We start from the raw sequence: 19,553 nt of genomic DNA on the forward strand, positions 1-19,553 counted from the left end.
CTTTGCTTAATAAAACAAACATGATACTTAAACGCAGGAACTTTATTCAGGTCGTTTCATTAGGTCTGGCAACTGTAGCATCAGGATTTAAGGTAGCACTTCCGGAAAAACCAACTCCTCCGGATACCAAAACGCTGGATATCATTATGCCTTCTCGTGACGGCAAATATGTATTCTTTGTTGACGGGCAAAAACAACTGCTCCAGATTACAAATGAAAAAGGCATCTTGAGAATTCCTACACATTCGTGTATTATCAAATATATTGCAGCTGACGGCGTAACCAAATTGTCCGTTTACATTGATCAGGATACCGCCAAGTCGCATCTGCTGCCCGGGGTACCGTTACCGGATGTTGAAAATGATTCCGAATGGAATGCAGTTATACTCGGCAACCCGATCCGCGAAGGAAAACTGTCCACTCAGATCTCCGGCCCGGTCAACACCAATGCAGTGATTGAAGTCCTTGATCTTCAGGGTCGTTCCCTGATTAAAGAAACAGTAAATAAAACCAAGTCGGTGGAAGCATTTACGCTGGATGTGCAGCGTTTTGCAAAAGGCATGTTACTGGTAAAAGTAAGCAGCGATGAATTTACCCGCACTATGAAAGTTCTGCATGTAAACTGAGACAACGCTTTGAAAAGTTATGGCGGAACGGCCCAAAGCCGATTGTTGTAAAATACTTTTATCAGATCTGAAGTATTTTACAACAAACCGCCGGACTCAGTAAATGGTTAGTCAAATCTGGCAAACGCATTTTATTTGAAATTTCCTGAAACCAATGACATACCAATTTGCGCATCAATCTGCTTCGATCGGAACAATGCGGAAATCAGGCTGCTGCTGCCAAAATAAAATCTTTTATACTTCACACCTGCCCCGATATTGATCCCTGCATATTCCTGATAGGAAACGGGTACCGATAAACGGAACTTGTGATTTCTCCAGGTGGGCACAATTCCCGCATAAGCCGGACTATGCAGGTTATACGCAAAGTCTTTTTCCCTGGGATCTGTACCGGCATCAACAAGCACGCTGTAAGTATCATTTATAGCATAATGCAGTTTGAAACGGATCATCATGGGCAGTTTGTATGAATACTGCTTGCTGGAAATATCAGTCTGCTTGAAAAACTTGCTGTATTTATCGTAAATTTTGGTCGTATGGCTGAATGAAGAAAACTTGATGCTGTTGTTAAAATAAAGCCTCATGTTGGAAGGAATACCGATATCATAAGATTTGCTGTATTGCGGATCGGGCTTGTAACGAACTTTCCCGATATCGGTTACAGAAGCCATAATGGTCAGTTTCGGGGCCTGTTTCAAATCTTCGTAATATTCATAAACCAGTCCGAAATCAGCACCAACACTTGCTTTCCGTGGCTTTAAAAAACCCAGCAGGCCAAATTCTGCAAGAAAATTTCCGGATGTCTGCGCAGAAACTTTACCCGTTGCATCCGTAAAGTAACTTCCCTTCGTTTTGTTTTTCTTGATGGTTCCTACCAGATCCGACGCAAGCATTGAACTGTTTGCAACGCCATTGATGTATCTTAAAGTAGCTCCTCCGCGGATTTTCACATGCTCGCCCGACAATAACGTTCTGGAAACCGACAGCCCCAGATCATTGAATACTGCGGTATTCATGCGCATGTCCTTTTCGGCGACAATATGGCTTGGATACGTGTAAACCTTCTTTGCCGTTTCACCGATTTCTGAAATCAGCCGGCCGATTACGTCTGAATAATTGGCTACAACTCGTGAACGGGTTGTAACTGCAATACTTGTTTTCTCATCGAGACGGATTGCAAACGAAGGCCCGATCAATCCGATTTCGGCGTATCCGGATGACGGTTTTTTTATTCCGAGAATACTTCCGCGTAAAAGATCATTGTGAAAGACTGTAAATAAGGAAAATCTGGCTGTATTGGCAGAAGACCTGAAATACAAAGACGCATAATGTGCAGACCATTTGTGTGATTCAGGAACTTGCAGGACAGCAGGATTATAGAAAGTATTGGTTAATTCATACCGGTTGAATTCTGTCGTGCTGAACTGAGCAAATGAACTGCTGCCTGCAAGCATTAAGAAAAAGAAGTACAATCTTTTCATGAAAGATTACAGATGTTTGATAAAGGTTTTCAACATAGGTTCCAGTGCCTCCTTAATACCGGCGCTGCTTTCTTCTGCCCGGAAGCAATGTACAGCGTATTTGTAAGTTATGGAAAAAATCTGTCTCCAAACCTTGCAATTTCACAGAATTGTCATAGTCCGGAATATAGTTTAACATTCCCGTAATGTGCATTTGATTATCAATCTGAATCAAAGACCCGGCAGTTACAATTTGCTGAACTGCTTTATACCAGATTGCATGCATTCTCAAAAGCGTTCCCCTATGTTTTAATGCAAAAGTAACCGAATACTTCCTCTCTGATATTAAAATGCGGTTAGACTTGTAAACTCCTTATCAGCAAAGCTGCAAACACGCATTTTTGTAGCATATATACTACAATCTTATACTCGATTACTTCATTTCAGTTTATCCTTTCACCTATTTACAGGCCCGATCCTCCAGTTAGGTAATTATAGCTTGCACGGCTTAGCTTTAAGCACATATACAGGCCTTTTTCAACAACAATTTAACTAAATACATATTCAAAATAATCAAGACTGATAAAGCAGAAACAATTCCTTTGTAATACTAGTTTGTAAAATATATTTTGAATATTAACTTTTGTTATATAGCTTTAATTAATATTTAAAGGCAAATAAATACGTAAAGATTTTGTAAAATTTATACTATATAAAACTAACAGAGGTTCTATAAAATTTAATTTACTCTAAGCTCTTTTCGATACCTGTTTGAATTTATTTAAAGTTTATTCCCTAAATGTATTGAAAATGTCGACACCTATTCAAATTTTCGATTTTAGAGAAGAGCCATCCACTTTTAACAGCAACATTTCTTTTTTAAGAGAAAGTGAAGCTTCCTATTATGGCTCTGACGGTTATTTGCACTTTGCCCAATCCGGCATAAACTGGCTTGCGCAGAGTCAGAACTGCAGTAAAATTCCGTGGGTTAATGTACGGGTTACGCCTTCTATAACGAGTGATGTCATGGCAGTTGACGGAACTGCTACTGCAAACAAGATTGCAGAAACAACTGCCAACGGAGAGCACCGGATTTCACGAAACCTGAATGTGCCTCAAGGCCAGCCTGTCACGGTCAGTGTTTATCTTAAGGCCGGAACCCGGAGCCGGGTACAGCTCAGTTTTTCAAATGCCACAACCTATACGGGCGGCAACCCGACGGTAAAGTTTAATCTTGCAACCGGCGTTTTCATATCCAGAAGCTCCAATCTGGTAAATTACAAGGCAACTGATAGCGGGAACGGCTGGTGGAGACTTCAAATAACGGCCATGCCCGACCTTGGTGTTGTTTCTGGTTTCCATATTTATTTGTTGAATGACAACAACACCATCGGCTATGCGGGAAGTCCTGATAAATATATCTACGCATGGGGCGCTCAGATGGAACCTGGGCGTGACATGACAACTTATACCCCTACATTGGATGCTCCATATATGGGCCTGAGGTACAATTACAGTCTTGCCGAATCTACTCCGACGCTTGTAGGTGCCTTGATCGAGCCTGCCGGAACCAATCTGGTGCCGTACTCACAACAGTTTGAAGTTGCAGCCTGGCGTAAACAATCTGCCACCATTGCAGCAGCAACTACGAAATCACCGGATGGCGCAACAAATGGCTACAAGTTAAGAGAAAACACTTCCACCAGTTCGCACTACATTGTCCCGAATCCGACCATAGCTACCGCAGCCGGTAGAACTTATACTTTAAGTGTCTTTTTCAAAGCAGCTGAACGTCAGTGGGCTTATTTCAATGTAAATGGCCTGACAATCCACTTTGATATTGCCAACGGAATTATCGGTAACAAAAGCAGTGTATATATTGATTCAGCAATAGAGAATGCAGGAAAAGGCTGGTTCAGATGTTCCGCAACTTTTATTGCTTCTTCCTCAAACACCTCTACGGTTATCGGCCTTGAAATAAGCAATGGCAAACAATCCTATGCCGGTGACGGTTCGAGCGGGATTCTGATCTGGGGCATACAGCTTGAAAACAGCGAGACTGCAACAAGCTATATCCGGACGGGCGCAACACCTGTAACACGCAAAGCAGATGTAGTTACGCTTTCCAAACCGAGTTCAGGCGATTCATTTGATGTTTTTATACAAAGGAAAAACGGCGGCAGCTGGGTAAAACAGGTTACTGCCAGCTATGAAGTGCTGCCATCCGAAAATGAGATTCAGGTTATCAACTTTTACGAACCAAGTGAAATAAACGACCTTCATGAAGAAACGGCGCATACCCTGTTTCCTGAACAATATGCCTCCGTAGGCGTTAGCGGGTCAATGATTACGATGTTTGATAAACTGTACAATACCCAGACGCCGAACAAACAGTGGTCACTTCAGAAAGCTATAAATAAATCGTCACCGGTTTACCGAATGGAAGTAAATGCAGGTGAAGTCTGGACGGGTGATTACACCAATCAGTACAGAGAGCGCTCGGAATTTTATCTGAAAAATTACCAGATGCCGTACGACAGGGATGTCTGGCTTTCATTTGCTATCAGAATAGAACCCGGAGAACCCTTGGTTCTGGCACCGTCCGATTTCTGTTATATCGGCCAGTTTCATGCCAGCGAAGATCCGGGTGACATCAGCTCGCCGCCGGTACTTGGAATCAGACTTACTGACATGGATACTGCCAATGTTTACACATGCGCAACCCTGGACAACCCGCATACAAGAAGTCCGAAATCAGTACTGAGAGGAACCACGCAATTTACGCGCGGAATCTGGCACAAAAATGTGATGCGCATACGCTTCTCTCCTACAAAAGGCCAGCTGCAATGGTGGAAAGACGGGAAGGAACTGTTGAACATTGACAACGTAGGAATCGGATACCCTGATGCAACCGGCCCGTACTGGAAATTTGGCATTTACAGATCGCCCATGCCAAGAAAATTAGTTGTTGAATATGCAAATATGGAAGTTCAGTATACTTCATCGCTTGAATCACGCATTACAAACCCGCTGTTAATTGTATAATCATAATCAAAACTTTACTAATATGGATATCAAACGCAGAAATTTCATTCAGTTTGCTTCCTTAGGTCTTACAACTGTGCTGGCAGGATTTAAATTACGTGATTCCGGCGATGCAGAAATGGACTCATATACAAAGCCGCTGTCTTTACAAATGCATTCCGGTAAGGGTAAATACATTTTTTATGTAGATGGCAAAAAGCAAATCGTGGATATTGTTGACGGAGAAGGCCAGCTTTTTACGCCTGTACATTCATGCGAGATAACATATCTTGCTGCTGACGGAAAAACAAATCTGACTGTTCATACCGATGAAGATACGCAACAGTTACGTTTGGTACCCGGTTTATCCGAAACATCTTTTGACATTACAGGTCAATCGTAGTTCAGGCATACACAACCGCTTATTTTACACTTTTCCTTATTTGATGTTCAAGGTTTGACGCTTAATTAAAAGAATACAGCATAGCAAGATTTAAATAGCATTCCGCATTGCCTGCAACAGCTTACCAAAGCTCTTGCAGGCTTTTTTTTAAGCTTGTTATGACGTTTAAAATGCATTGAGCAGCATTTAATTTCATCCAAAATGCTGCTTTTCGATTAAAGATCCCGGCGTAAAACTTCGCTTTAAGAAGAATTTCGACAAGTCAATCAAAGTTAGTTTTCAGTATGATGTAGGTCATGTTTTCAGGTCGGGCTTGTGCCTAATTTTGAATCATCAAATCAAACAACACCTGCTAATATTACTGACATGAACACTGCACGTAAAAACCTCCTCTTCATTGTTTTATTGATTGTTACAGCTGTATCCTCCTCTTTCAGTGCTCCTTTATTTACCAAAACAAAACCGCTGACCATCCAGATGCCCGTAGCTGACGGCAAGTACGCTTTTGTCGTAGACGGCAAAAAACAGGTTGTCGAAATCAGCAACGAAACCGGCAGGCTTCAGATCCCGGCAGAACCCTGCGTGATCCGCTACACGGCCGAAGACGGCGTTACGAACCTGACGGTTTTCATCGAGCAGGAAACATCCAGATCCTTTCTTTTGCCGGCCGTTCAGGCCAATGAAAGCGAAGTAGAGGCAGAATGGGAAGCCGTGATCCTGGGCAATCCGGTACGTGCAGGAAAGGTAATGACGCAGATCACAGGCCCGATGAACAGCAACCCGACCATCGAAATCTACGATTTGCAGGGACGTTCACTGGTGAAAAAACAGGTTGCAAAAAACCAGGCAACCGAATCTTACACGCTGGATGTGCCGCAGCTTTCGACCGGCATCCTGCTTGTAAAAGTAAGCTGCGACAACTTCTCGCAGACATTGAAAGTATTGCACACAAACTGATAAAAGTACATTCGGCAACGAGCAGGTTTGCTGAATAGGCAGGTTATAAAGTACTTCTTTGCAGTAAGAAGTATTTTATGACCTTTTTTGTTGGTTAACAATCAAAATAGGCACATTTGAAGGCTTGACCGATCATAGTAATTGTACGGAGCAGATTGTCTCTCTAAACCGCATTTTGCCTGCAGTTTAAGCAGTTATACCTGATACCCCAGAATAAAGGCATTGTACCCCATAATTTTAGACATTCCATTTGCATTGGCTTTCTTTGTATTGTCAATCAGGCGAACGATTGATGAAAAATATTTTACAAGTTATAATTACTCAACGATCCTAAATAGTTCTAACAAGGCTTGGTCCTGTAACGTTTTCGAAATGCTCCGAAATGCAGATTGGACACCTTACAGAATCAGGTTTTGTTAGCAGAATACCCTCCTTGATATGACGAATGTACTGATTATTGAAAGTAAGCCGCAGGATGCCGCTGCATTGAAGCGGATGATAGAGCAGATCGGTTCCGAACTTAATGTTTGCGGAACAGTAAATTCGGTTAGGGATGCCCGAAACTGGATCATGAACAACAAAGCACCGCAACTCATCTTTTGCGACATTCAGTTACCTGACGGTTCCGGCTTTGATATATTTGGCAGCCTAACGATAGCAGCGCCAGTCATTTTTTGCGCCAATGGCCAGGAACATGCGCTTAAGGCTTTTGAAAATAACGGAATTGATTATCTGGTGAAGCCGTTCAGCAGCGACAGATTGCAGAAAAGTCTGAAAAAATTCGAACAGTTCAAACAGGTATTTGGCCGGGAAACCATTTCCCAGAAACAGGATTTCAACCATGCTGTGTCCAGCGTCAACAAGTACAAAAGTTCATTGCTGGTTTATTATCAGGACAAAATCATTCCGATAAGTCTGGATAAGCTGGACTTCATATATTACAATAATTACCAAGTAAATGTACACACGCAAAATACGCAGTATGAAACCCGCGATACATTGAATAGTATAATTAATTCACTGAACCCGCATGATTTTTTCCGGGCAAACAGGCAGTTTATCATTCATCGGAAATCGGTAACAAGCATACAGCAATATTTTGGCAGAAAATTGCTTGTAGGAACCTCATTTCCTACTCCTGAACCAGTTATAATCAGCAAAGCCAATGCTTCGGAGTTTCTCAAATGGGTGGAAGGTTTGAACAAAGTACCGGAATATAGCGTTATGCACTAAACAATGTCCGTTTCAAGGTTCAATTTGTCCGGCTTATAATAATACCATTTGTTTTACTTTGGCATTTATGCAAATTTGATTTAGTAAGAATCCAATTTTGCGTTAACTTTGACTACTTTGGTATAATAGAATTTGTACAATTCATTCATCTTAAATTAGTTATAAATTACAATAAAATAATTCCAGGAAAATGTGATTGCAAATCATGAAACCGATGACAAATGCTTGGCTGGATAAAAAATACGGTCATAGCAACCGGAAAAGGGATTGCAGTTTATATGACAAACGATTTGATTTGAACAGATATTAGAACTAGTTCGTAACGTATACGGAAAACAGTTAGACAAGCTTATATTTTTCAGAATTTAGTTAATGTAAAGAAAGTCTTGGCATCTTCCTGATGTTTTCAGGCGCTGTGTAAATTTCCAGTTGCCCATGAATTGATATTTCAATTCATAAAACCAGAATTTGCACCAAATAATAAATAAATGTCGGATTTGGATTAAACGGGCCGAATTAACAATATCATAACCGGCTGAGTCAATCTTTATCACTAATTTTCCGACGCAGTGAAGTTGACGTAAACCACAGGAATGACACTGTTCTTAAAGAAACAGAATATGGATCGCAGAAATTTTCTCCAGCATGCTGGTATTTTAACGGGTGCTTTGTTGTCGAATTCCATCGTGAAGATGACGCAAAAGACAAATCCGACCTTATTGCTGGTTTCCGGATGGCAGGATGTAAATATCGGAGATATTGCCCATACCCCGGGATTGATTGGTCTTATTCGTAAAAGGCTTCCGCACGTAAATATTATTCTCTGGAAAAGAAACCGGAGCGAAATGGTTGAAGCCATGCTTGAAAAGCATTATCCTGATGTAAAGGTAATTCACGGCGAAATCAACGATAAACTTATTCCGCAAAGCGAATCCGTTCGCGAGGCATTTCAGGAAGCCGATTTCTTTATTCACGGTTCGGGTCCGTATGTTGTTGCTGCCAATTACCTTCAGGCATGGGCCGCACATACCGACAAACCATTCGGAATTTTTGGGGTAACGATCCAGGAAATCAAGCCGGACCTGAAATCCTTGCTGCAGAAAGCATCTTTTATTTTTACGCGTGAAACTGCTTCCATCAAGGTTTTGAAAGAAAACGGCATTTCCGGAGAATTCATACGATTTGCTCCCGATGCCACCTTTGCACTGGAAATTCATGATGACAACAAGGCCGCCAGTTTTATTAAAGACAATAAACTTGAAGCCCGTAAATTCATCTGTGTTATTCCGCGTTTGCGCCTTACGCCCTATTATAAAATGAGGCCTAAAAATGCAGGATGGTCGCAGGAAAAAATTCAGGAAACGATTGCGCTGAACGATAAATACAAAGAAGAAGATCATTCAAAAGTGCGCGAAGCGATGATCACGTGGGTGCGTAAGACAGGCAATAAAATAGTTGTGTGTCCCGAAATGACGTATCAGGTGGATATCATAGACGAACTACTTGTCAATCCTTTGCCTGATGACGTCAAGCCGTTTATTGTGAAGCATGGTTACTGGCTGCCGGATGAAGCTGCTTCACTTTACAGGGAAGCGCACACCGTTCTCAGCCTGGAATGTCATTCGCCGATTATTGCCATAGCGAACAATACACCTGCTTTTTACCTTCGTCAGCCGGAAGATACCATCAAAGGACAGATGTATTATGACCTTGGATTGAAGGACTGGACTTTCGAGATCATGGAAAGCAACGGACAACAAATTTCGGACCAGTTAATGAAAGTTTACGATAATTATGAAAGTGCCCGTCAAACTGTAAAACAAACCCTTGGCCGTGTAGAAGTACAATACAATGATGCTTTTAAAACCATGGTGAAAGATTTGCCGGCAACTGGGAAAGAAAATTTCTTTTCATAATGTGAATGAAAGCAAGTTCAATTACTGGCATGTAAATAGTACGTGCTGAATTAATAAAATCCTTTGGTTTGAAATTTTAGAATATTGTAAAAGTTACATTTACAAGTTTGAAGCAGTTTAGATCCGAATTTGTATAAAAAGAAGAAGAAAATAATTTTATTGATAATTAAGGAACATATGTTATTGATTATCCAAGAATTATGATGGTTTACACTATTGAAGATTTTGATTAATAAAAGAAAAGACTTAAACTTGTTATAATATATACTCAGCGTATTTTACTATGAAAAATCACTACTCCGGCATACTCCCGAAGGTACATTTGTGGACAGATGTCTTAATATTGAACTTCAGTTTTTTTGTTGCTTATCTTTTCAAGTTCGACAATTTCACCGGATTGATAACGGATCAGTACATCAATCTTTTACTTGTTGCAAACCTTGTCTGGATTTTTACGATCCATATTTTTAAAACTTACATCTTTACCCGGCTTTCTTACCATTTCAACACACAACTTGGTCAGTTCCTGAAAGCGGTTACCGTGCATTGCGCCGTTATGATGGCTTTCCTTTATCTGACAAAACAGGGTGAGGAATATTCAAGATACCAGTTTTTAATGACATACGGCTTGTTCATTGCGACGTCCACTGCTTCGAGAGCCGCAGCCATTTTGTTTCTTAAACTTTACCGTCAGGCGGGTTACAATTACAACCGTTATGCCATTGTCGGAAAAGGTGACCTTGCTTCTTTGATTCGTGAATTTTACAGCAACCGCAAGGAACTTGGTTACAGGTTTTACGGAATTATGGAACTGGACGAAAGAGAAAACAGCGTTGCAGCCTTGGAACTGATGGTGAAAGAAAAGAAGCTTGATTACATTTATTGCTGCCTTTCAGAAATGAACGATGAACAGGTTCAGGAAGTAATCAGAATGGGCGAACGTCAAAGAACACAGATCAGACTTGTTCCGGATTTCCGCGGGTTCATGACCAACATGGCCACCATTGAATACCATGACATGTATCCTATCATTCAGGTTAATACCAAGCCTTTTTCAAGTTTCAACGAACAAACCCTGAAACGTACATTTGACCTTGTATTTTCTATCATTGTAATGATACTTGGCGCTCCTGTTTTCTTCGCAGTATGGGCAGCAATCAAAATTACATCTCCGGGACCTGTTTTCTTCAAACAAAGACGCTGCGGACGCTGGGGTGAAATGTTTGACATTTACAAATTCAGAAGTATGCATGTGGATGCCGACAAAATGGGGCTTCAGCATTCTCAAGGTGATAACGATCCAAGGATTACTTCTATCGGCCGGATTCTAAGAAAATCACGTCTGGATGAACTGCCTCAGTTTATCAATGTACTGAAAGGTGAAATGTCCGTAGTTGGTCCTCGTCCATTGTACAAATATGATGTAGATATGTTGATGGAAGCCGCACCGCACGATTTTCAACGCTTGTTAACTGTAAAGCCGGGAATTACATCTATCGGACAAATTAATGTTGGTTATGCAGATACAGTTGCAAAAAATGTAGAGCGTTTGAAATACGATCTTCAGTATCTTAAAACTTACAGTGTTTTTGATGATGTTCTTTTAATATTCCGTACAGTTCAGGTTATGGTTCTGGGAAGAGGACAATAAGTTCAACCCAAAATATTTTCCCTGCGTTACTCAACGTTTGTCACATATAAGAAAACCTGTCAGATTCAATCTCGTCAGGTTTTTCTTTTTTAATACAATTAAGATATTATAAGGATGTAATCTGATTGATGAAGTTGTATATGAATTTCAACCAGGAATCACCACATCTCTAGATCCGATTTTATCAGAATAACGGAACTGAATATATGTACATAGTTTTACATGTATTGCGTTTTTTAACAAACTATTTTGAAGAAAATATAAACGCAAGCTCCTGTGGAACTTTCTGTTTCTAGCATAATCCGGTTAATTACATTGTGAATGTTTGCTAATAAGTAGCTTGCGGTGGTAAAAGGAAACCCCTCCGGGGTTCACATATATAAAGAACTCATCAAACTTTCTACAAACGGGTTACTGCTCCGCAGTTATAAGCTCCTGCGGAGCTTTCTGTTTCTAGCATAATCCGGTTAGTTAAATTGTGAATGTTTGCTAATAAGCAGCTTGGCGGTGGTAAAAGAAAACCCATCCGGGATTCACATAAATAAAGAACTCATCAAACTTTCTACAAACGAGTTACTGCTCCGCAGTTATAAGCTCCTGCGGAGCTTTCTGTTTCTAGCATAATCCGGTTAGTTACATTGTGAATGTTTGCTCCGGAGGAGCAGCCTGATAAAAGCAAAGATTCAACCAATTAAAAGCAGTTTTAACAACATGTTGCTCTGCAAATAGCATCAATTGAAAAAATACTAACTCATCAGACGCATACTATCAAACAGGACAGAGTATGCGTTCTCTTCACTATTCAGACCTTCAACCCATTTCAAAAACTCCGATGAATTTGCTTTGCTTACAACCACAGGTTCCGGCGTGGGAGAAGATGTTCCGACAAGAAGTTTTCTTCCAAAATACTGCTGAATATTCACAACGGCTTTCCGATGAATAATAAACTGCCTGTTTGCACGGAAAAAGTCTCTGGGATTTAATGAGGTTATGATGTTATTAAGTGTATCTCTCGTCTCATAATGTGCATTTTGCATGTACACATTAACCTGATAATTATTGTAATATATAAAATCAACCTTGTCCAGACTTACAGGAATAATCTTATCCTGATAATAAACCAGAAGTGAGCTTTTATAGCTGTTCATATACAAAGCTGCATTATTGATCTTTCTGTTAACTGAAGAGTTCTCTTCACCAAAAAGCTCTTTCAGCTGGGTAAATTTTTTCAGGCTTTTTTGCAGTTTGAAATTGTCTACTGGTTTTATTAGATAATCAATCCCATTATTTTCAAAAGCTTCCAGCGCATATTCATTATAGTTTGTACAAAAGATTACTGGCGCAGCAATGGATAAATCCTGAAAAATCTCAAATCCCAATCCGTCCGGTAATTGGATACTGCAAAAAATAAGCTGAGGAGTTTTGTTGTTAATTAACCAGATCTTGGCCTCCAAAACGGATTGAATTATGCCGCAAACCTTGAAATCAATGTTTGTTAGCTCAATCATGTCCTTTAATTCCTGAGCAGTTTCAAGTTCATTTTCAATGATTAGTATTTCAGTCATAATAGAAGAGGATTTATCTATAAATGATATCAATTTTTATTCACGAGACAAAACAGAACAATGATGTTCTTAATAATTCAACTTTCTGACTGGCGCAAATGTTGTATCCGGACTGTTGAGATTTATACCCAATTTGTCCGGAATATCTGTTAATTAATTTAAATCATGAATGTTTAAAGCAGTCCTGAATTTCTTTTTTATTAATAAACTCTATTCAAGAATATTGTAAACTTTTGAATCTCAAAGTAATAGTAAATAAACTTATATCGATTTGTATCAATGCATCAAAATGTAAAGCAGAAAGCTTGTACACGGCTTAAATGAGCAGATATACTTCTGAAAAAAACCTTTCCAGATTTGATTATTTCTATTTTCACAATAATTCAGGTTGCAGATAAATAACAATTACGTGAAGAATAATCCGGTTAAACAGTAATATGAAGTATCTTTAATGAAGCTCCATTAAAGCTCGGAATTACAGATAATCATAATGCAGAATAACGGGCTTATAATCAGGAATTCCATATGGATTGCAGGCAGGAAATAAATGAAAACATTACAATTACAAATTTGAAAATCACACGTAAACTTTCATATTAATTAAAATCCGGCATTGGAATCTCTGCACAAAAGTATATTAACTATCATAGGAATTATTTAGATAAAGAGAATTACGCTATATTTGTAGTAATAGTTTATTATTTTACCTGAAACGAAATTTATTTAAAAGGATTTGACATTTTATTGGGTTCTTCTTTAAGATATTGATAATTTAAGATCTGAAAACCACAATAATTATGATGACTTCAAATAATACCAATCATTACGTAAAATATCCTGATACCCCGGCAGCTATAATGGAGAAAAAATCCACTACATCCAAATATCCTTTAATTTCAGGACTTATAATTGGTATGATTGGTGGTACAATCGGAACTTTGATTTATAATATTCTAAAAGAATCAAAAGCTTATTCCAAGCTGAATTTTGTTTTCGATTTCACATTGAAAGCAATCAATTTATCGTACAAACTTCCGGTGTACGCCGTGTTGGTTTTATTCCTTCTTGCATTCGCAGGGATATTCTTTTACAATAAGAACGCATCAAAGTAACTCCCGATTTTTTTCGTTACGCCATTGATTTTCTGTTGCATTTATAATCTTGTGCAGCACATCATAAATGAATAACCCACTACTTTTTTTACTTGCATAACTGATTTCAACATGTGCTGGCAACGCAGACACAGCTTTTTCAGGCTATACTGCTTTCAATGCTGCATGCTTGCATTCAGCGCACTGCGTTGAAGTACATTTTGCATGGATAAAATTTATTCCTACATTAATTTAAGAATAAATACTACATTATAAGTATATTTGCTATAAGTAAGTGCACAGCAGCAACTTGCATGTAATTACGGACCAAAATTGTTCAGCAGGAAAAGAATTCTGGTTAGCCGTTGGTTAAATAAAGTTCTTTGCAGCTGAGCCGTTGGTTATATTTGGCAAACATACTTTAACATCATCAAATGAAAATTATCGTTCTCGGAGCTGCGGGTCAGTTGGGCAGCTGCATTAAAAAGGTTGCAGCTGAAAGAAACATACATGATCTGTTATTTGCCACGCAGGAAAACGGAAACATTCTGGATGAAGCGTTGCTGAACAAACTTCTTGATCGTGAAAAGCCGGAATACGTGATAAATTGTGCGGCTTATACTGCAGTTGACAAGGCTGAAGATGAACAGGAACTTTGCCGAAGGATAAATCGGGACGGCGCATCAAATGTTGCAAAGGCATGCAAGCAGCACAATGCATCGCTTGTTCATATTTCAACCGATTTCGTTTTCAAGGGAAATGTTGCTTATCCGCTTAATGAAACAGATCCGACGCTGCCTGAGAACATATACGGAATTACAAAACTGGAAGGAGAAACGGCCATTGCCGGATTGCTGCCGGAGCACTTTATCATTCGTACGAGCTGGCTCTATTCCGAATTCGGAAACAATTTTGTAAAAACGATGCTGCGCCTTGGAAAAGACAGAAGTGAACTGGGCATTATTGCGGACCAGATCGGCTCGCCAACGTATGCCATTGATCTTGCAGGCGCCATTCTGGACATTACGGAATCGGAAAGCAAGTCTTACGGCATTTATCATTACAGCAATGAAGGCGTTGCATCATGGTACGATCTTGCAAAAGCTGTTTTTGACATCAGTAACATGCCCTTGCGATTAAATCCCTTGAAAACTGCTGAGTATGTCACCAAAGCTGTTCGGCCTGCATATTCCGTGATGGATAAGTCAAAGATCAAAAGTACTTTCGGAATAAAGATTCCATACTGGCGTGACAGTCTTGCAAAATGCATGGAACAACTGGCAGTTACAGCCTGATTCAGCCTGTTTTCCCTCATTATTTATCAAAGTCTGAAAGGCATCGGGATTTTACCGCAAAACCTTTACGCCTTTCGGTGCATCAATTGTTGATTTGATACTTCCGTCGGCCTGTCTTTCATGCCTGATTTTCACAATGCCCATTGGTGTCGGATAAGTACCTTCCACCCATTTCAGATCAGCAAGATTGGGTTTCACCTGAATGGTTTTACAGCCGGGCTCCATTATACTGACGCCAAGTACGTGTTCGGTAAGCCAAGCTGTGGGGCCGGAAGCCCAGCCGTGACATAAACTATGGCGCAGGTTTTTGTAACAATAGGCTCCGAAATCACCGTGAATATCGTCTTTTCCTTCCGGTACCAGTTCATCAATAGGCGCCGCATTTTTTGTCCATGCAAGATCAAAATCTTCCCAGAAAGTCGTGGCGCCCATGTCCAGCATGGCACCCCAGTAATTACGGATACAGTTCAGTGCGCCGTCATAATCCTTTGCCTTTGCTTTTGCCTGTAACATGTAATAACCGTAAAAAGTAGAAAAGCGCTCACATTCTCCTTGTGAAATCACCTCTGCGTTTGCCTTTTCTGCGGGCACAAGACCGGATAGTGCGAGCAAAGCCGCAGCTTGTTTGGATCCGTTTGCATCCGGCACGTAAAGTTTGAGTTGTGTTGCCGTAGCTCTGCATTTGGCCGCCTGCGCCGGCTCATCCAGAATGGTGCAAAGTTCGGCACCTGCTTCCAACGTCATCACCATCATGGCATGAAGCCCGGCATGAATTCCCTTGGGATTTTCACTGGAAGGCCAGTCCAGAAAACGGGTTCCGTCGAGGTTTTCTTTGTTGTCCCTTGTTTTCTGAATCAAAAGATCCAGTAAGCCGACAAGATATTTCTGCTGTTTACGGAGATATGCAAGGTCGCCCTGATTTTTATATAAATCTCGGTGAATCAAAATCCACCACATGGAATAAGCACTGATTCCGTTCATCCATGCAGGCAGCGGCGTAATGTCCCGCGCCTGATCCAGACTTTTTGCAACTACCTCGTTTTTACCAAAAACACTGTTGATCGTCATGACTTCCGGATGCATATCTCCTACCCAAACCAGCCTGTCGCGCTTGATTCCGTCCCACAGATATTCCTGCATATTCAGATGAACGGTATAAGCTCCGGTGTTCCAAATCCGGTTCAGACGTTCGTCATTGCTTTTAAAAGAACCCAGATACGGAATATCGCGGTATTCAAAAATGGCACGCACTTCTTTTAGCTGCAGTTCACGATCGGTATCTACAAGATCAATCCTTGCAAACCTGAATCCCGAATTTCCCACCTGCATGGTTCCGAGCCATGGAACTTGCGTTGTAAAATCGCGCATGGCGTGATCGTTCGTCGCACCTTGTATGGTATCTATATCCGACATGGCCTCACTGACTGACTCACCGAAACGGATCCGGACCCTGATCGGTTTCTGATTAGCCGGCTGATCGGTAACCAGCTGGATGCCGCCCTGGATTTCCATTCCGAAATCAAGGAGTATGCCCGGTATGTCGCCGTCTTTACTGATCAGCGTACAGAAATTTTTATGGACAAGGTCAGCCTGTCCGTTTCCGGGGATTAAAAGGCTTTGAACATTGACAATACTTTTGCCGCTTTTATCAGAAGTCCAGACAATGCGTTTCGGCGTCAGATACTGCCTTACGCGGGAATCCTTCTGGAACTGCGTATTCTGATCGAATACTGGAGGAAGTTTCTGAGCAATGACCGACCCGCTGCACGTAAAAATAAGAAATCCGATAAAGTAAAGATATTGTTTCACGGAAGTGCAATTTAGCTTCATTGAAATATTTCTGGAAAATAAATGATTATAATTTGCTCTTCCAACCTGCCGTGTCCTGTTTTTCAATGACCGGTCATTGCCTGTTTTCAGTTGTAACGATCTTTGAAACTCCGGCCATTCAGGTCCGGCATCTTTCCGCTGCTTTTTTCCGTATATGCTAAAATTAACTAAAAACCGTTCTAATTTTGAAATTTGGTATAATTCACTGTTAACTTACAGCATCATATTAACCATGCTCGTGCCATGAAAGAAAATAGCCCGCTGAACCGTGACGGGCTGCCGCCATTTGTTAAAACCTGGAAACAGATGTATATCATACTGACCGGCACGCTGTTCCTGCTGATTGCCCTCTTCTACTTATTTATGAATCACTTTCAATGAGCTCACTGGACTGGATAGTACTTTCGCTTACATTAATATTTGTTGTTTCTTATGGAATATACCGCAGCCGTGAAACGCATACCATGGATTCCTTTCTGCTGGCCGGACAATCCCTGCCCTGGTACCATGTAACTTTATCGCTGATGGCAACGCAGGCCAGTGCCATTACTTTTCTGTCTGCGCCGGGTCAGGCTTATACCGATGGAATGCGTTTCGTGCAGTTCTATTTCGGACTTCCGCTTGCCATGGTTGTGCTTTGCGTCACGTTTGTTCCCAAGTTCGGCCAATTGAAAATATTTACCGCCTATGAATTCCTGGAAAGTCGTTTCGACCTGCGTACACGCGGCCTGACTTCCTTTCTGTTTCTGCTGCAGCGCGGACTTTCAACCGGACTTTCCATATATGCGCCTTCGCTTATCTTATCTGCTATTCTTGGCTGGGATATTACCTGGACCAACATCATTTCAGGCGGAGTTGTAATGCTTTACACCATTGCCGGCGGCAGCAGGGCCGTTTCCCACACGCATCTTCAGCAAATGGCCATTATTACAATCGGAATGGTTGTAGCGGGCATTATGGTTGTAAAGTATCTGCCGAACGATGTTTCTTTTACCGATGCATTGCATGTTGCCGGTAAAATGGGAAAAATAAACCTGATTGATTTTACATTTGATCTCAACAGTCGTTACAATGTTTGGTCGGGCCTGATCGGTGGATTTTTTCTCCAGTTGTCTTATTTCGGTACGGACCAGTCGCAGGTCGGGCGCTTCCTGACCGGCAGTTCGCAGGGACAAAGCAAGCTCGGGCTGGCCATGAACGGACTTCTTAAAATTCCGATGCAGTTTCTGATCCTTCTTGTAGGCGTTCTTGTTTTCGCTTTTTACCAGTTTACAAACCCGCCGTTGTTTTTCAATAAAACCGCTGTTGATAAAGTCAGGAAAACGCAGTACGCGGCACAGTACGAAGCCTTGGAAAAGAAGCATGAGCTGATCCAGAAAGACAAGCACCCGCACATCATGGCACTTACGGAGGCGCTCAAAAAAGAGGATCAAACTGCCATTCAGCAGTCACGCGTTGTACTGGCCGGTTTTGAAACGAAAGTAAAAGAAGTCCGCAAGGAAGCCGAAAACCTGCTTTCCGAAGCCAATGGCGGTGATACCAATGATGTCAACTATATTTTTCTCCGGTTTGTGATCGATTATCTTCCGGCAGGAATGGTCGGATTACTGATTGCTGTTATCCTGCTTGCTTCTATGGGTTCGGTTGCGGCGGCTTACAATTCGCTGGCTTCCTGCACGATTGTGGACATTTACAAACGCATGATCCGTAAAGATGATGATTCCAAAGACTACGTGGCGGCTTCCCGCTGGGCAACGTTTTTCTGGGGTATTTTCTGTATTGCCATTGCGCAGTATGCATCCAGGCTGGGCAGTATGATCGAGGCCGTTAATATACTGGGTTCTTTGTTTTACGGTGTGATTCTGGGCATTTTTCTGGTGGCATTTTACTTTAAGAACATTGGCAGCAGAGCCGTTTTTTACGGAAGTATCCTTGGTGAAGTTTTCGTTATCATCAGTTACCTGTTCAATCTCACCGCTTTCTTGTGGCTCAATCTGATCGGTTGTTTGCTTGTTATCATTTTCGCCTGGATTATTGAATATACCTGGCCACAACCTGCATCCCGGAAGCCATCTTTATAAATCCTGAAGCATTCAGTTTGCTGAATAAGCGGTTCCTACAAAATTCAAACATTACACTATTTCTGCTATTCAGTATAATTCTATTTAATAATTATACTTTTTAAAGAAAGTGTAGTGTTCCTGCAATTTTTTAGCGCATGGTATGAAACTATTCCGCTATTTAAATCCTTAACCAATACATTCGAGCAAAGTTGATGTAATTGCTGGATTACCTATGTCACCGATCGTTACATTCTTGTCATTTACCCGGTTTATGAAGTTGCTATCTGATATAAAATTGGCACGGCCTGCTTTCAGGTACATTCCAAAAGATAGCTGACATCAGCCTTTCAATATTGAAATTTATCCTCTCAGTAAACAGTTTTTTGTTATTTCTCTATCTTAAATATTACAGCTACATGAATCATTGCTCTAAGCCACA

General features: G+C 40.9%; 14 protein-coding genes. 11 read left to right on the forward strand and 3 right to left on the reverse strand.

Going from position 1 to position 19,553, the window contains the following annotated elements; genetic code table 11:
- The first annotated feature begins 20 nt into the window (after window positions 1-20).
- Complete coding sequence (locus FEM33_RS03415) at window positions 21-626, forward strand: T9SS type A sorting domain-containing protein (protein ID WP_139010708.1); 606 nt, start codon at window positions 21-23, stop codon at window positions 624-626.
- A gap of 131 nt (window positions 627-757) precedes the next feature.
- On the opposite strand, the gene FEM33_RS03420 is transcribed toward FEM33_RS03415, so the two are convergent.
- A complete protein-coding gene (locus FEM33_RS03420; protein ID WP_139010709.1) occupies window positions 758-2,107 on the reverse strand; it encodes a DUF5723 family protein in 1,350 nt (449 codons plus the stop codon).
- 789 nt (window positions 2,108-2,896) lie between these two features.
- Between FEM33_RS03420 and FEM33_RS03425 the strand changes: the two genes are divergently transcribed.
- From FEM33_RS03425 to FEM33_RS03450, 6 genes are all read left to right on the forward strand, one after another.
- Window positions 2,897-5,131, forward strand: coding sequence for a phage head spike fiber domain-containing protein (locus FEM33_RS03425; protein WP_139010710.1), 2,235 nt, complete (start codon window positions 2,897-2,899; stop codon window positions 5,129-5,131).
- The gene (locus FEM33_RS03430; RefSeq protein WP_139010711.1) at window positions 5,124-5,513 is read left to right on the forward strand and encodes a hypothetical protein; all 390 of its coding nucleotides are present in this window, start codon (window positions 5,124-5,126) and stop codon (window positions 5,511-5,513) included. The genes FEM33_RS03425 and FEM33_RS03430 overlap by 8 nt, the downstream gene beginning before the upstream one ends.
- A 366-nt stretch (window positions 5,514-5,879) precedes the next feature.
- Window positions 5,880-6,470: a T9SS type A sorting domain-containing protein gene (locus FEM33_RS03435; protein ID WP_139010712.1), complete on the forward strand. Its 591-nt coding sequence runs from the start codon at window positions 5,880-5,882 to the stop codon at window positions 6,468-6,470.
- A 438-nt stretch (window positions 6,471-6,908) separates the two neighbouring features.
- Entirely contained in the window at window positions 6,909-7,703 is a 795-nt protein-coding gene (locus tag FEM33_RS03440; RefSeq protein WP_139010713.1) for a LytR/AlgR family response regulator transcription factor, read from the forward strand.
- 593 nt (window positions 7,704-8,296) lie between these two features.
- Window positions 8,297-9,619: a polysaccharide pyruvyl transferase family protein gene (locus FEM33_RS03445; RefSeq protein ID WP_229214068.1), complete on the forward strand. Its 1,323-nt coding sequence runs from the start codon at window positions 8,297-8,299 to the stop codon at window positions 9,617-9,619.
- A gap of 283 nt (window positions 9,620-9,902) precedes the next feature.
- Window positions 9,903-11,270 carry a sugar transferase gene (locus FEM33_RS03450; protein WP_139010714.1) on the forward strand — a complete coding sequence of 456 codons (1,368 nt, stop codon included), beginning with the start codon at window positions 9,903-9,905 and terminating at the stop codon, window positions 11,268-11,270.
- A 746-nt stretch (window positions 11,271-12,016) separates the two neighbouring features.
- On the opposite strand, the gene FEM33_RS03455 is transcribed toward FEM33_RS03450, so the two are convergent.
- Window positions 12,017-12,835 (reverse strand): LytR/AlgR family response regulator transcription factor, encoded by an 819-nt coding sequence (locus tag FEM33_RS03455; RefSeq protein ID WP_139010715.1) that lies wholly within the window; start codon window positions 12,833-12,835, stop codon window positions 12,017-12,019.
- Window positions 12,836-13,632: 797 nt separating this feature from the next.
- Here FEM33_RS03455 and FEM33_RS03460 point away from each other — a divergent pair.
- Together FEM33_RS03460 and rfbD are read left to right on the forward strand one after the other, a co-directional pair.
- The gene (locus FEM33_RS03460) at window positions 13,633-13,947 is read left to right on the forward strand and encodes a hypothetical protein (protein ID WP_139010716.1); all 315 of its coding nucleotides are present in this window, start codon (window positions 13,633-13,635) and stop codon (window positions 13,945-13,947) included.
- A 413-nt stretch (window positions 13,948-14,360) separates the two neighbouring features.
- Window positions 14,361-15,221: a dTDP-4-dehydrorhamnose reductase gene (gene rfbD, locus FEM33_RS03465; protein ID WP_139010717.1), complete on the forward strand. Its 861-nt coding sequence runs from the start codon at window positions 14,361-14,363 to the stop codon at window positions 15,219-15,221.
- Window positions 15,222-15,272: 51 nt separating this feature from the next.
- Here rfbD and FEM33_RS03470 read toward each other — a convergent pair whose 3' ends face one another.
- Window positions 15,273-17,030, reverse strand: a complete 1,758-nt coding sequence (locus FEM33_RS03470; RefSeq protein WP_229214069.1) for an alpha-L-rhamnosidase-related protein — start codon at window positions 17,028-17,030, stop codon at window positions 15,273-15,275.
- A 264-nt stretch (window positions 17,031-17,294) separates the two neighbouring features.
- Here FEM33_RS03470 and FEM33_RS26510 point away from each other — a divergent pair, with 264 nt between their 5' ends.
- Complete coding sequence (locus FEM33_RS26510; RefSeq protein WP_201747691.1) at window positions 17,295-17,432, forward strand: hypothetical protein; 138 nt, start codon at window positions 17,295-17,297, stop codon at window positions 17,430-17,432.
- Window positions 17,429-19,132 carry a sodium:solute symporter family protein gene (locus tag FEM33_RS03475; RefSeq protein WP_139010719.1) on the forward strand — a complete coding sequence of 568 codons (1,704 nt, stop codon included), beginning with the start codon at window positions 17,429-17,431 and terminating at the stop codon, window positions 19,130-19,132. Before FEM33_RS26510 ends, FEM33_RS03475 begins: the two co-directional genes overlap by 4 nt.
- The last annotated feature ends 421 nt before the right edge of the window (window positions 19,133-19,553 follow it).

The organism is Dyadobacter flavalbus (genome assembly GCF_006149045.1).
GTDB lineage: Bacteria > Bacteroidota > Bacteroidia > Cytophagales > Spirosomataceae > Dyadobacter > Dyadobacter flavalbus.

Bases quoted from the DNA above. Each gene is read 5' to 3' on its own strand.
- FEM33_RS03415 (WP_139010708.1), top strand. From the start codon at position 21: ATGATACTTAAACGCAGGAACTTTATTCAGGTCGTTTCATTAGGTCTG.
- FEM33_RS03420 (WP_139010709.1), bottom strand. From the start codon at position 2,107: ATGAAAAGATTGTACTTCTTTTTCTTAATGCTTGCAGGCAGCAGTTCA.
- FEM33_RS03425 (WP_139010710.1), top strand. From the start codon at position 2,897: ATGTCGACACCTATTCAAATTTTCGATTTTAGAGAAGAGCCATCCACT.
- FEM33_RS03435 (WP_139010712.1), top strand. From the start codon at position 5,880: ATGAACACTGCACGTAAAAACCTCCTCTTCATTGTTTTATTGATTGTT.
- FEM33_RS03440 (WP_139010713.1), top strand. From the start codon at position 6,909: ATGACGAATGTACTGATTATTGAAAGTAAGCCGCAGGATGCCGCTGCA.
- FEM33_RS03445 (WP_229214068.1), top strand. From the start codon at position 8,297: ATGACACTGTTCTTAAAGAAACAGAATATGGATCGCAGAAATTTTCTC.
- FEM33_RS03450 (WP_139010714.1), top strand. From the start codon at position 9,903: ATGAAAAATCACTACTCCGGCATACTCCCGAAGGTACATTTGTGGACA.
- FEM33_RS03455 (WP_139010715.1), bottom strand. From the start codon at position 12,835: ATGACTGAAATACTAATCATTGAAAATGAACTTGAAACTGCTCAGGAA.
- FEM33_RS03460 (WP_139010716.1), top strand. From the start codon at position 13,633: ATGATGACTTCAAATAATACCAATCATTACGTAAAATATCCTGATACC.
- rfbD (WP_139010717.1), top strand. From the start codon at position 14,361: ATGAAAATTATCGTTCTCGGAGCTGCGGGTCAGTTGGGCAGCTGCATT.
- FEM33_RS26510 (WP_201747691.1), top strand. From the start codon at position 17,295: ATGAAAGAAAATAGCCCGCTGAACCGTGACGGGCTGCCGCCATTTGTT.
- FEM33_RS03475 (WP_139010719.1), top strand. From the start codon at position 17,429: ATGAGCTCACTGGACTGGATAGTACTTTCGCTTACATTAATATTTGTT.